The organism is Nitrospina gracilis Nb-211, assembly GCF_021845525.1.
Lineage (GTDB): Bacteria > Nitrospinota > Nitrospinia > Nitrospinales > Nitrospinaceae > Nitrospina > Nitrospina gracilis_A.
Window position 1 is genome coordinate 2,575,793 of the sequence record NZ_JAKJKD010000001.1, and the last position, 13,077, is coordinate 2,588,869.

The 13,077-nt window shown below is 57.5% G+C and carries 11 protein-coding genes; 10 read left to right on the top strand and 1 reads right to left on the bottom strand.

Features of this window, described 5'->3' with window-relative positions:
- Positions 1-142 precede the first annotated feature (142 nt).
- Genes J2S31_RS12155 through J2S31_RS12165 form a run of 3 tightly spaced genes read left to right on the top strand, consistent with a single transcriptional unit; the run spans position 143 to position 5,355 of the window.
- Positions 143-2,638 carry a tetratricopeptide repeat protein gene (locus tag J2S31_RS12155; RefSeq protein WP_237099360.1) on the top strand — a complete coding sequence of 832 codons (2,496 nt, stop codon included), beginning with the start codon at positions 143-145 and terminating at the stop codon, positions 2,636-2,638.
- A 57-nt stretch (positions 2,639-2,695) separates the two neighbouring features.
- On the top strand, positions 2,696-3,958 hold the full coding sequence (locus tag J2S31_RS12160; protein WP_237099361.1) for an ATP-binding protein: 1,263 nt from the start codon (positions 2,696-2,698) through the stop codon (positions 3,956-3,958).
- Positions 3,955-5,355, top strand: a complete 1,401-nt coding sequence (locus tag J2S31_RS12165; RefSeq protein WP_237099362.1) for a sigma-54-dependent transcriptional regulator — start codon at positions 3,955-3,957, stop codon at positions 5,353-5,355. Before J2S31_RS12160 ends, J2S31_RS12165 begins: the two co-directional genes overlap by 4 nt.
- Before the next feature lie 62 nt (positions 5,356-5,417).
- Here J2S31_RS12165 and J2S31_RS12170 read toward each other — a convergent pair whose 3' ends face one another.
- Positions 5,418-6,059 carry a hypothetical protein gene (locus J2S31_RS12170; RefSeq protein WP_237099363.1) on the bottom strand — a complete coding sequence of 214 codons (642 nt, stop codon included), beginning with the start codon at positions 6,057-6,059 and terminating at the stop codon, positions 5,418-5,420.
- 442 nt (positions 6,060-6,501) lie between these two features.
- Between J2S31_RS12170 and flgC the strand changes: the two genes are divergently transcribed.
- From flgC to J2S31_RS12205, 7 genes are all read left to right on the top strand, one after another.
- Positions 6,502-6,939 (top strand): flagellar basal body rod protein FlgC, encoded by a 438-nt coding sequence (gene flgC, locus J2S31_RS12175; RefSeq protein ID WP_237099364.1) that lies wholly within the window; start codon positions 6,502-6,504, stop codon positions 6,937-6,939.
- A gap of 187 nt (positions 6,940-7,126) precedes the next feature.
- On the top strand, positions 7,127-8,713 hold the full coding sequence (fliF, locus tag J2S31_RS12180; protein ID WP_237099365.1) for a flagellar basal-body MS-ring/collar protein FliF: 1,587 nt from the start codon (positions 7,127-7,129) through the stop codon (positions 8,711-8,713).
- 6 nt (positions 8,714-8,719) lie between these two features.
- Positions 8,720-9,751: a flagellar motor switch protein FliG gene (gene fliG / locus J2S31_RS12185; protein ID WP_237099366.1), complete on the top strand. Its 1,032-nt coding sequence runs from the start codon at positions 8,720-8,722 to the stop codon at positions 9,749-9,751.
- Positions 9,744-10,709: a FliH/SctL family protein gene (locus J2S31_RS12190; RefSeq protein WP_237099367.1), complete on the top strand. Its 966-nt coding sequence runs from the start codon at positions 9,744-9,746 to the stop codon at positions 10,707-10,709. The genes fliG and J2S31_RS12190 overlap by 8 nt, the downstream gene beginning before the upstream one ends.
- 6 nt (positions 10,710-10,715) lie before the next feature.
- Entirely contained in the window at positions 10,716-12,059 is a 1,344-nt protein-coding gene (locus J2S31_RS12195) for a FliI/YscN family ATPase (RefSeq protein ID WP_237099368.1), read from the top strand.
- Positions 12,056-12,493 carry a flagellar export protein FliJ gene (gene fliJ / locus J2S31_RS12200; RefSeq protein WP_237099369.1) on the top strand — a complete coding sequence of 146 codons (438 nt, stop codon included), beginning with the start codon at positions 12,056-12,058 and terminating at the stop codon, positions 12,491-12,493. The genes J2S31_RS12195 and fliJ overlap by 4 nt, the downstream gene beginning before the upstream one ends.
- A complete protein-coding gene (locus J2S31_RS12205) occupies positions 12,490-13,074 on the top strand; it encodes a MotE family protein (protein WP_237099370.1) in 585 nt (194 codons plus the stop codon). Before fliJ ends, J2S31_RS12205 begins: the two co-directional genes overlap by 4 nt.
- Positions 13,075-13,077 lie beyond the last annotated feature (3 nt).

A 13,077-nucleotide genomic window follows, 5' to 3' on the forward strand; every position in this document is an offset into this window, starting at 1 on the left:
AGGTCGAAGCCGGCCGCCCACACCGCACACTAAAAGTTGATCCTTTAATTATAAATAGTTATGGCCAAATGGGTATATAATAATTTGTATTCGGTATCATTTTTGCTCTGAACGACTTGCGTGGCCAATCGGAGTGTTCTCTATGGTAAGCAGGACTCCATTCAAAGTCGGATTCATCGTTCTGACGCTGGGGGTGTGCCTGGTATTCGTCTTGACGAATTTCGCCCAGGCGCAACAAACGGCGGGACCCATTAAAATTCAGGACATCCAACTCGGACCGCATCCGGATAAAACGCGGGTGGTCATCCTGCTCAACCGTCCCGTGGACTACCGGGTGATTCCGGATCTGGCCAACAAGCGCATCGGTATTTTTCTGCGCGGCGCGGTTCTGCATCCGCGCGTCAAACCTCAGGCGTACAAGGATGTCAACCTGACGCAGATCGAAGCCCGCGAACTGGAAGGCATCGTCAAGATCACCCTTCACTTCCACCAGGTCAACACGCAGTTCATCCACTTTAAGGAAAACAATCCGCCCCGCATCGTGTTCGACCTGGCAAAAAAATCGCCGCTCACCATCACGCAGTCCAAAAAGACACTAGTTCCCGAGCCCAAGCAGGAAACCCAAAAGCCGCCCCGCGTGAAAGGCATGACTCCGGATCAGATCGAAAAAACCGTGCGCACCGAGGGAGAAGACAAACTGCGCTATGGGTGGGATGATTACACGCGCGGGCTCACCCTGTTCCAGCAACAGAATTACAAGGAAGCTTCCGCCGCACTCCGCGAGTATGTCCGGAACTTCGGCGGCAGTCCCTACGCCGCCAACGCGGCTTACCTGACTGCGGAGGCGGAATGGAAAATTGCCGTGCAGAAACCCGAACCGAATTTTGAGGACGTCATCGACGCCTATCATTTCGCCATCCGCAAATACCCGGACTCCAAATTCTTCGATCACGCCCTGTACAAACTGGCGACGATTTACGACGATCTCGATTTCATTCTGGAAGCGAAAACCCATTACGAGCAGGGCATCGAGCGCAATCCCCGAAGCCGCTACAACGATGCACGCAAGCTGGGCCTCGCTCGCATGATGTTCAAGGAAGGCCGCCTCGACGAGGCGTACCGGGCGTTCCGCGTCATCCTGAAAGACCAGGCCACGGAGCCCAAGGCACGGGCCAGCGTGTACCAGATCGCGCAGGCCTATTATGACCGCAAGCAATACGACAAGGCCCTCGATGTATTCGAGGATGCGATCGCGCGCTGGCCAAAAGAACTGAACACCACGCCGGATCTCAATTTCACCATCGGCGAGTTGTATTTCTCCCGCCAGCAGTACGTCGAGGCGCGCAAGTATTATTTTCAACTGGTCAACCTGCAACCGGATACCTTGAAGGCACACGAGGCGCTGAACCGCATCGGCGATTCCTACCTGCTGGAAAAAAACGGCATGGCCGCCTACTCGGTATTCGAACGGTCGCAGAAAATCGATCCGGATGGGCCGCGCGCTCTGTACGCAAAAATCCGCATGGCGGACATCGGCATCCGTTATCCCGGTCTCGACGTACCGGACCTGGTGATGGACAACCCGGCGTACTTCAAACCTTATGAAACGTACGACGCCATCTTTGCGGGCACCGAAGCGCGCAACGTCCGCTCGGAAGTCCTGCTCAGCCGCGGCTCGGCTCTTTTTCAGGAACAGCGCTTCCTGCAGGCCATTCAGGAATTCAAACGCCTGCTCGACCGCGACAAGTCGTCGCGGCATTACCGCACCGCGAAAAACGCCATTCACCACGCTTTGGCTCACCTGATCGACCAGTATTCGAAACAGGGCGGACATCTGCCCATCCTTTATGCGTACAACGATTTCCTGACACTCGGCATCGGCGACATCGATGACTTGAAAACACAACTCCAGATCGGCGAAGCCTACCAGGCTATCGGCATGCACGCGGAGGCGTTGAAGTTTTTCGAGCAGGTCAAGCTGAAGGACGCACAGGGAGTGTACTCGGACCGGCTGTTTTTGAATCTCGGCGAAATTCACCTCGCGCAAAACCGGTTTGAGGACGCGGAACTCGTCAGCAAAACCTTCCTCAACAATTATCCCGACAGCCCCGAGGTGCCGGATGCGATGATGCTCCTCGCACAGGCTTACCGCGGGCAGAAGCGCATCGACAAGGCGGTGCAGACGTACGAATCCATCATCGCCCGCAACAATGGCCGGGTCGCGCTGGCCTGGTACCGGCTGGCGGAAATCTGGATGGAGTCGGACGATCTCACCCGCGCGGGCGACGCCTACCGCCAGGTGATCGATCACTCCGACCGCACCCTGCGCAACCCGCCGGAGTTCATCCAGTCCACCTACTACAAGCTGGGCATCGTGTATCACCTGCAGGGCCGTTATTCGGAATCGCTCAACATGCTGGAGTCGGGACGCAAACGCTTTCCCGATCATGCGCTCCGTAGCTACGCGGATTTCCTCATCGCCGACAACCTGGAACAACTCTCTCAGCCCAAACAGGCGCAGGCGGAGTTGCAGGAGATGATCAAGACAAAGGACAACGGACAAAGCCTGGTGCAGGACGCGGCGGAGATCCGCCTCAAGGTCATGGACTGGGAAAATCGTTTAAAAGACCTGCTGTGATCTCCTATAATGAATAAGACCTTGCAAGCCGTACGCAAACTTCCTCTCGAGTGGCCCATGACGGATGAATCCCAGGACCGGCAGGTGCCGGATCTCGAAACCCTTCAGGCCGCATTCCAGGCGTTCAACGAGACCACCCGCCACCTGCAGGAGTCGTATGAGAAACTGCAGGCACACGTGCGCGCGCTTGACCTCGAGCTCGAAAAGAAAAACGCCGAACTCGAACGGAACCTGAAGGAGAAGGAAGCGGTCCGCAGTTACCTGGACAACATCCTGCAAAGCCTCACCACCGGCGTCATCGTGGTGGACGGCGCACAACGCATCACCACCTTCAATAAAACCGCCGAGCGCATCACCGGCCTCAGGGAACACGCGGTCCGCCACAAAACTCTGGGCGAGGTGTTCGACGTCGATCCCTTTGCCCAATTGATCGAGCGCGCGGCCGATACGCCGGACCAGCCGGTGTTCCAGGAATCGGTGCTGACCACCGACGGACGCGACCTGCGTCTGCGCACCGCCGCCTCGCCCGTGCTCGACGCACAGGGCGCACGCATTGGCACCATGCTCTTGGTCGAGGACATCACCGAACTCAAACGCCTCGAAGAGGAAGCGGAACGCAACGACCGACTGCGCGCCATGGGCGAGATGGCCGCGGGCATCGCCCACGAGATCCGCAATCCCCTCGCCAGCATCGAGCTGTTCGCGTCCCTGCTCAAAAAAGATCTGGGCGACGACGAGGAAAAACGCGCGCCCGCCGACCACATCATCAACGGCGTGCGCAACATGGACCGCACCATCTCCAGCCTGCTCCTGTTCGCCAAGTCGCCGGAGCCGTCGCGCAGTCAGTGTGACCTCAATCAGCTTTTGGAAAACCTGCTCGCCGACCAGACACAATTGCAAGTTCCGGACAACGTGAACGTGGTGTGCGACTTCGGCGCGGGAACCATGACCGCCAACGCGGACGAGCACCTGCTCAAGCAGGTGTTCCTCAACTTCCTGCGCAACGCCGTGCAGGCCATGCCCGTCGGCGGCACGCTGACCATCAAAACCGAACGCGGCGACGCACCCGCGGGCGAGACGTTCCACCGCCACTTCATCCGCACCACCATCGCCGACACCGGCATCGGCATCGCGCAGAAGGATCAAACGCACATCTTCAATCCGTTTTTCAGCACGAAGGAAAAAGGCACCGGCCTGGGCCTCGCCATCGCGCACAACATCATCAAGGCGCACCACGGCACCATCGACGTGGACAGCCAACCCGGGCGCGGCACCACCTTCACCATCAACCTCCCTGGCTCGGACACGCCCGCGTCATGAAAACCAAACGCCACATCCTGATCGTCGATGACGAACCGGACATGCGCGCCGCGCTGACCGCCGCGCTCAAGCGCGAGGGGCACGATCTCAAAACCGCCGAGAACGGCAAAGAAGCGCTGAACCTGGTCGAGATCGAGGACTTCGACCTCGTCATCTCCGACGTCAAGATGCCGAAGATGACCGGCGCGGAACTGCTGAAAGCCATCAAGGAACTCAAACCCGAAACGCGCGTCATCATGATGACCGCCTACGGCACCATCGACAACGCCGTCGAAAGCATGAAGCAGGGCGCGTTCGATTACCTGCTGAAACCGTTTTCCGCCGACGTGCTGGTCTCCACCGTCACCCGCGCACTGCAAACGGACACCGCCGCCAGCGCGGCGCCGCCGGATGCGGGTGCGGAGACGGACGACGACGCGGAACCCATCGACCCGCGCCAGATCGTGACGCAGAACAAAACCATGAAGGAACTGCTGACCTTCGCCGAGAACGTGGCGTACAGCCAGTCGACGGTGCTCATCTCCGGCGAGACGGGCACCGGCAAGGAACTGTTCGCGCGCTACATCCACCAGTGCAGTCCGCGCGCCGGCAAACCGTTTCTCGCCGTCAACTGCGCCGCCCTGCCGGAGGGACTGCTGGAGTCGGAATTGTTCGGGCATGAAAAAGGATCGTTCACCGGCGCCATCACCGCCAAGCAGGGCAAGTTCGAACTCGCCAACGGCGGCACGCTGTTGCTGGACGAAGTCACCGAGATGTCCCTGCCCCTGCAGGCGAAACTCCTGCGCGTTTTGCAGGAGCACGAGGTGGACAAGGTCGGCGGCAGGGAACCCATCCCGGTCAACGTGCGCGTCATCGCCACGACCAACCGCGACCCGAAGGCGCTGATCGCCGAGCAGAAGTTCCGCGAGGATCTGTATTACCGGCTGAACGTCATCCCGCTCAAACTGCCGCCCTTGCGCGAGCGCAAGGAAGACATCCCCGTGCTGGCCGACCACTTCGCGAAGAAGCACGGGCAGAGGAACAACAAGGCGATTGCCGGCGTGGCCGACGAGACGAAGAAACTGTTACAGAAATATCAATGGCAGGGGAACGTGCGCGAGTTCGAGAACATCATGGAGCGCGCGGTTCTTCTGTGCAACGCCGACACCATCCAGCCCTCCAATTTGTTTATGGATGACGATGCGGCGACTGCCGCCCAGCCCGCCAGCGCGAATGGAGCAGGCAGTCCTTTGGGGAATTTCCGGGGAACGCTCCAGGAGATGGAGCGGGAATTGATTTTGAGGACGCTGGAAGAAACCGAAGGCAACAAGACCAAAGCCGCCGAACAACTCGGCATCTCCATCCGCACCCTCCGCAACAAACTCACCGAGTATAAGGAAAATACCTCTACCAACTAATTAAGCTTCCATTTCTTGTATTTTAATAAATCGTAATAAACTTATTCTCATCCAGAGCAGAATTAACCGAGCAAATAAACTGAAACAAACAATCCCAAAGGCCTTTCTAATAAATTATAAAAAGTTTCTGCTGCTGCAACGTAAACCATTAACAAGGCAAACTTATCTATTTTTTTCTTGTTACCTTGTACCCTTAAATCAAAAACTACAAATGCAGCTAAATGAATCATAATTCTTATTACATAAAGAACTTTATTTATTGTTTCATCTTCGATGTAAGCAATGTAAAAGCAAGTTAAAGAAATTACGCATGCAAGAATTGCAACGAAAATCCATATACTAAAAAAAGGTGGAGGACCGTTCGGATCTTTTAATGGTGGCTTTGCATTTTGCTTTTGCAAATCCGCACGATTTTCATAGTCGTCCCAAGCATTTAGTTTTAGTTTACTTAGTATTTGGTTGATTCCTGCCCCTTTAGTCAATTTCAATAAAATTAGGCCAAGCACATTAAATAAAAGAAGAAACCATAATTCCAATTCACTATTTGATAATTTTAAGGTTAATAATATCGGTACTATTTCGTAAACAACTATAAAAAAAAGGACCACAAAGCCTTCAAGGAATATGCGCAAAAAAGGCCCTAAAAACCTCCAAATATCATTTATAAGGCCATCGCCACCACCAATTCGATCTTTTGCACCCATCCTCTCTATCCCCCAATATTTATGATCGGAAGTGAATCACACCGGCAAAATCCTTTTTTCTTTCTCTCAATATAAATAATTTTTCGATATACCATAGCTTTTTTTTCTGTCAGCTTTACGCTTTGAGTGGTTGACGATGGTATCTCATCTCTTAAAGGACCTTTCGCAAAACTTGCCCGTCGCCAAAAAGATGACAGCAAGAATTGCCGGGTGGTGAAATCTGGCCTGATTTTCCCTCCGCGCCGCCGGCGCCCTCCCCTCTCCCACGCCCTCAACCCCTTTGTTTTAAAAGCCTTTCTGCCCTGCCCGCCGAATCCAGCCAAATCGTTGATAATCCGCGCGTTTGGCACCGAATTTGCTTTAAATCCCTGTAAACATTGCCCGTCCCCGCAAAATGGCGGCCGGCGGGCCGGAAACCCTTATTCTGTAAAGGATTCGCACGATGGATTTTTTGACGTCGATCCAGGTCAGCGCCTCCGGGCTGAACGTCCAGCGCCAGCGCATGGACGCCATCGCCAGCAACCTGGCGAACATCGAGACCACCCGCACGCCGGAAGGCGGCCCCTACAAGCGCAAGGATGTGGTGGTGTCTGCCGTCCCGATGAACGAGGACTTCGCCGCCACCCTGCATCAGCAAATGTTCGACAGCATCCGCGAGGCGCACGTCGCGGAGATCGTCGAGGATCAGTCGGAACCGCAAATGGTGTTCCAGCCGAGCCACCCGGACGCCAACGAGCAGGGTTACGTGGCCATGCCGAACATCAATCTGATGGAAGAGATGGTGAACCTGATCAACGCCACGCGCTCGTTTGAGGCGAACATCCAGGCGATGAACTCGGCGAAGACGATGGCGCTGAGGGCGATCGATCTCGGCCGATAGGCGGGCGTGGCCCGCGGCAAACGGGCTGATGCGTTTTCGGGGCATTGAAAATTAGAGGGCGCAATTGAAAGGTAAGGAGCATCAATACCTCCCCTCGATCCCCTCCTTGGAAAGGAGGGGAAGTACAAAGAAAATTGAAAACTCAGTTTATGACCGACACAACGACAACCATTGACGGGACAAGATCATGGAAGCGTTTCTCGAATTCTTAACCAATCTCGGACGGCGGTTCAACGAACTGCCACCGGTGCAAAAAGTCGCGGCGCTGGGTCTGCTGGCCGGCATGGGCGCGGCGGTGATCGCCATGCTGTTCTGGGCGCAGGCGCCGGATTACCAACTGCTGTACGCGAACCTGGCGGAGAAAGACGCGGCGGCGGTGGTGGAGGAACTCAAAACGCAGAACATCCCGTACGAGTTGTCGAACAACGGGCGCAACATCCGCATCCCTTCCAACCGCGTGCATGAGGTGCGGCTCGACCTGGCAAGCCAGGGCCTGCCGACGGGCGCGGAGGTGGGACTCGAACTGTTCGAAGACACGCCGCTCGGCATGACGGAGTTCGTGCAGAAGCTCAACTTCCAGCGCGCGCTTCAAGGCGAGCTGGTGCGCACCATCAGTTCCCTCTCCGCGGTGGAACACGCCCGCGTGCACCTGGTCCTGCCGAAGGCGGATGTCTTCTCCAAGGAAAAACCGCGCGGCAAGGCGTCGGTGATGGTGAAATTGAAATCCGGGCAGAGCCTGTCTGAAACGCAGGTGCAGGGCATCGTGCATCTCGTCTCCGCCAGCGTCGAGGGCTTGCAGGTGGGCGACGTGGTGGTGGTCGATCTGGAGGGCAACATGCTGTCCGGCGGCAAGGAAGTATCCGAGGCGGCCCTGCTGACCGCATCCAATTACAAGCACAAGCGGCACGTCGAGAAGGAACTGGAGTCGAGCATCGTCAGCATGCTGGAAGACGCGTTGGGACCGGGCAAGGTCATCGCCAAAGTCGCGGCGGAGATCAACTTCGACAAGGTCGAGCGCACGGAAGAGATTTTCGATCCCGATTCGCAGGTGATCCGCAGTGAGCAGAACACCACCGAGCAGGTGATCGGCGCCGCGCCGCCGGGCGGTCTCGCCGGTGTGCAGTCCTTGACGCCGGGCACCGGCAACCAGCAGGCCACGGGCACGGGCTCGAAGCGCAACAACGAGAAATCGACGCTCAATTACGAGATCAACAAGGTGGTCAAGCACGTGCAGGAGACCACGGGCGAAATCCAGAAGCTGTCGGTCAGCGTGATGGTGGACGGCAAGATGGAAGGCGACCCGCCAACGTACCAGTCCCGTTCGCAGGAGGAGATGGCCAAATTACTGCAACTGGTGCGCACCGCGGTTGGGTATGACGAAGCGCGGGGCGACCAGATCCAGTTGGAAAACGTGCAGTTCGACAAATCCACCCGGTTCCTGCAGAGTGAAGAAGTCCAGTCGGCCCAGAAGTTCGAGCTGGCTCTCAAAATCGCGGAATACGTGATCGGTGCTATACTGTTGGTACTGCTTATCATGCGGGTCCTGCTGCCGATGGTGCGGTGGATCACCACCAGCGTGGAAGTGACGGAAGAAATCGATGAAGGCCCCACTCCCGAAGAAATCCAGAAGCAGGAAGAGGAACGGCGCATGGCGCAGGTGGCGCAGGAAAACATCGAAATGCGCAAATCGGTGGAAGAGCTGGTCGGGCGTGACCCCCGTTACGCCGCGTCCGTGATCCGCAAATGGATGAGAGAACGAAGCGCTGGAGCATAGAGACCCATGGGCACGATGAATCCCAAAACCAACCAGAAACTGACCGGTCCCGAAAAGGCCGCCATCTTTCTCATGGCGATGGGGGAAGAACAGGCCGCCAAGATACTCGCGCAGATGGACGAGCGCGAAATCCAAAGCATCGGCAACTACATCTCCGCTGTGAGTGATGTCGAAACTTCCACGGTCGATCAGATCACGCGTGAGTTTTTCACCAACATCACCTCCGGCATCGGCGGTGGTTTGGGCGTATCCGGCCTGGACTTTCTGAAGAACACGCTGTTGCGCGCCCTGCCCGCGGACAAGGCCACGGAAATTCTGAACAACGTCACCCTGCCCGGCGAAGACCTGGGCGGCGGCCTGGACACCATCCGCATGCTGGAGCCGAAGGTCATCGCGCAGTTTTTGTCCAACGAACATCCGCAGACCGCGGCGATCGTCATGGCGCACATGGACCCGCCGCTGGCCAGCGCCACGTTGAAGGAAATGAAAGAGGAGTTCCGCACCGAGATCATTTACCGGCTGGCCACGCTGGAACGCGTGTCGCCGCAGGTCATCCGCGATCTCGATGAAGCGTTGCAGTCGGAGTTCCGCACCTCCGGTGCGATTTCCGGAAGCAAGATGGGCGGACTCGACACCGCTGTCACCGTGATCAGCGAACTCGACCGCGCGACGGAAACCTCCCTGCTGTCAAACCTGGACGAAATCGATCCCGACCTGGCGAACGAAATCCGCAACCTGCGCTTCACGTACGAAGACATTCTCAAACTGGACGACAACGGTCTGCAGATGGTGCTCAAGGAAGTGCAGTCTGAAGATCTCTTGATGTCGCTCAAAACCGCGAGCGACGAGGTCAAAGACAAGATTTATTCCAACATGTCCGACCGCGCCGCAAACATGCTGAGGGAAGACCTCGACGCACTGGGCCCGACGAAGGTCAGCGAAGTGGAACGCGCCCAGCAGAAAGTGGTGCAGGTGATCAAGCGGTTGGAAGAAGACGGCAAACTGGCCATCGGTGGAGGCGCGGAAGAACTTGTCTGATTCATTCAAACCATTCCGGTCAAAGGAAGACGTCGAAGGTTCCGGCAAGGATTCCGACGCATCGGTTTCCACCGGAGGCGCTCCGTTTCAGTTTCAGGACTTCGGCGTACGCCGCGACCTGCCGCGTGGGTTCAAGTTCGACCTGGAAAAATCCCGCAACTTCGACGAACACAATATCGAGAAAGCCCGGCAGGGCGTGCAGGAAGTGTTCGCCGACGCCATCGAACGGATCAAAACCAAGGCGGAGGAAGTCAAGGCCCAGGCAAGGGAAGAAGGCCACAAGGCCGGGTACGAGGAAGGATACAAGGCCGGAGAGGAAGCCGCCCGCAAGGAATTCACCCCGTTTCTGCAAACACTCACCGAAGGCGTGGAGGAGTTGGCGAAATTCCGCAGTGCCATGTACGCCAAGCTGGAACGCGAGATGGTGAACATGGTGGTTGGCCTCACCAAGAAAGTCATCGAAACCGATCTCGCCAGCCGCGAGGACAGCGTGCGCGACATCATCCGCCTCGCCGTCGGCTCCATCCTCGATCGCGAAACGCTGGTCATCAAAGTCAATCCGCGCGACCGTGAACACGCGGAGCATTACAGCCCGGAATTGCACCGCCTGTTTCCCGACATCCGCAACGTGCGGATCGAGGGGCATGCCTCCGTACCGCGCGGGGGCTGCCGGGTGGAGTCCAATTTCGGCAGTGTGGAGGCGGACATCGACCGCCTGAAAGCGGAGATCGACAAGCTCATGCACCGCGCTCCCCCCAACCCGGAAGAGTTGCTGGGTTATCCGGAACCGTCCATTCAACCGGAGGAACCGGTCCAGGACAAGCCTGAAACCGGAGACCCGAATCAAGTGCAACCGTCTGCAGGCGGCGAAGAAGAAGGACCGCAACGGGAAGACGCATCGGATTCCGATGCCAACACCGAAGACGAAGACAAGGCTGGTCCCACAGACGGGAGTTGACGCCTCATGCCCGACACTATCGACCTCAAAAAATACGACAGCTTCATCGACAACGTGTCGATGGTCCGCAAGCAGGGCCGCGTCATCCGCATCACCGGACTGATCGTGGAAGGCAATGGACCCGCCGTGTCCCTCGGCGCCTTGTGCACCATTCATTCCCGTCTGAACAAAAAATCCGTGGACGCGGAGGTGGTGGGATTCCGCGACAGCAAAATTTTACTGATGACGCTGGGCGACATGGCAGGCATCGAGCCCGGCAGTCTCATCATCGCCAAGGAAGAATCGCCTGCGTTCAATGTTTCCGAACATCTGTTGGGCCGCGTGATCGACGGCAACGGCCATCCCATCGACGGCCTTGGACCGATTCCGCTGGGCAAGGAATACCCGGTGCAGGGCACCCCGGTGAACCCGCTGGACCGCACCCGCATTGCGGAAGCGCTGGATGTCGGCATCGGTGCCATCAACGGCCTGCTCACCATCGGCAAGGGTCAGCGCGTGGGCATCATGGCCGGAACGGGTGTTGGCAAATCGATCCTGCTGGGCATGATCGCACGCAACACCACGGCCGACGTCAACGTCATCGGCCTCATCGGCGAGCGCGGCCGGGAGGTTAAGGAATTCATCGAAGAAAACCTCGGCCCGGAAGGCATGAAGCGCTCGGTGGTGGTCGCCGTCGCCTCCGATCAGCCGCCGCTGGTACGCATTCGCGGCGCGTACCTGGCCACCACCATCGCGGAATTCTTTCGCGACGAAGGACAGGACGTGCTGTTGATGATGGACTCATTGACCCGTTTTGCGCTGGCGCAGCGGGAAATCGGCCTGTCCGTCGGCGAACCGCCAACCACGCGCGGATTCACGCCGTCGGTGTTCTCGCTTCTGCCGCGCCTTCTGGAACGCGCCGGCACTTCCGCCGCCGCAGGGTCCATCACCGCACTCTATACCGTGCTGGTGGAAGGTGACGACCTGAACGAACCGGTCTCCGATGCGGTGCGTGCGATCCTCGACGGACACATCGTGCTGTCGCGGCGCCTGTCGTCGCACAACCATTACCCAGCCATCGACATCCTGGAAAGCATCAGCCGCATGATGATTGAGGTGGTGACGGCGGAGCATTACCAGTTGTCGATGCAGTTCAAGGACATCCTCGCCACCTACCGGGAAGCGGAGGAGTTGATCAACATCGGCGCCTACGCACAGGGCAGCAATCCGAAAATCGACCGCGCCATCCAAAAAATCGACGCGTTCAATCAATATCTGCGCCAGGGCATGGATGAGTCGCGCCCGTTCGTGGACAGCGTGGCACAATTGCAACAGGTCTTGCAGGAAGAATCGGCGGGAGGTGACGCATGAGCTTCCGACTGGAAGGACTCCTGCGGGTCCGCAAAAACCGGGAGAACATGGTTCAGCGCGCGTTCGCCGAGATCAACGCGCAACTGGTGGCGCACCGGGAAACCCTGCACCGTCTCAACGAGCAGCGGCGTCATCAGAAGGAAGCCCTGAACCGGAAGTTCTCCGAAAACCTGGACGCCTCCACGCTGAACCTGTACGACCATTTTTTTGAAGGCGACCGCCTGCGCGAACAGGTTCATCGCAAAACCATCGACGAGGTTTCCGAGAAAATGGAAACCAAGCGGCAGGAACTGGCCGAGACCATGAAGAAACGCCGCACCCTGGAGGTCCTCAAGGAACAGCATATCCTGCGCGAAAAGAAGGAAGCGCAAAAACGCGAAACGGCGTTTCTAGATGATGTCGCCGCATCGCAATGGCACCGGAGGGAACCATGAACGGCGCACGAACCCGGATGCGAACGTTTCCCGCCCTGGTGGCCGCACTCTTTCTCGTCGGGGCACCGCTCGCGGTAGCGCAGACGGGCGACTCCACCCAGCCTGAATCCAATGCCAACTCCGGCAATACCAAGGGCACGCTCAATCTGCCCAGCACGGACAAGTCCCGCCTTGAGATGAACATGGAAACCTTCCGCATGCTGGAGATGATCGAAAAGAAAAACCGCGAGTTGGAAAAACGCGAGGAAGAACTGGCACTGCGCGAGAAAAACCTGAAAGATCTGGAGAAAAAAGTGCGCTCGGACCTGCAGAAAATCGAGGAAGCGCTGGCGCGGAGTGAAGAGCAGGTCGGCATCAAGCGCGATCTCATCCAGAAAAACGTGGAGTCGCTGGTGAAAATGTATTCCAGCATGAAAGCCACGGAAGCCGCCACCCTGCTGGAAAACATGGATCAGGACATCGCCGTGCAGATTTTGTCCAAGATGAAAAGCCGGGATGCGGGTGCGGTGCTGGGCAAAATGAACACGCAGGTGGCGAAGAACCTCACCGAAAAAATCGCAGGCAAAACCAAAAAACCCTGACCG

Bases quoted from the DNA above. Each gene is read 5' to 3' on its own strand.
- J2S31_RS12155 (WP_237099360.1), top strand. From the start codon at position 143: ATGGTAAGCAGGACTCCATTCAAAGTCGGATTCATCGTTCTGACGCTG.
- J2S31_RS12160 (WP_237099361.1), top strand. From the start codon at position 2,696: ATGACGGATGAATCCCAGGACCGGCAGGTGCCGGATCTCGAAACCCTT.
- J2S31_RS12165 (WP_237099362.1), top strand. From the start codon at position 3,955: ATGAAAACCAAACGCCACATCCTGATCGTCGATGACGAACCGGACATG.
- J2S31_RS12170 (WP_237099363.1), bottom strand. From the start codon at position 6,059: ATGGGTGCAAAAGATCGAATTGGTGGTGGCGATGGCCTTATAAATGAT.
- flgC (WP_237099364.1), top strand. From the start codon at position 6,502: ATGGATTTTTTGACGTCGATCCAGGTCAGCGCCTCCGGGCTGAACGTC.
- fliF (WP_237099365.1), top strand. From the start codon at position 7,127: ATGGAAGCGTTTCTCGAATTCTTAACCAATCTCGGACGGCGGTTCAAC.
- fliG (WP_237099366.1), top strand. From the start codon at position 8,720: ATGGGCACGATGAATCCCAAAACCAACCAGAAACTGACCGGTCCCGAA.
- J2S31_RS12195 (WP_237099368.1), top strand. From the start codon at position 10,716: ATGCCCGACACTATCGACCTCAAAAAATACGACAGCTTCATCGACAAC.
- fliJ (WP_237099369.1), top strand. From the start codon at position 12,056: ATGAGCTTCCGACTGGAAGGACTCCTGCGGGTCCGCAAAAACCGGGAG.
- J2S31_RS12205 (WP_237099370.1), top strand. From the start codon at position 12,490: ATGAACGGCGCACGAACCCGGATGCGAACGTTTCCCGCCCTGGTGGCC.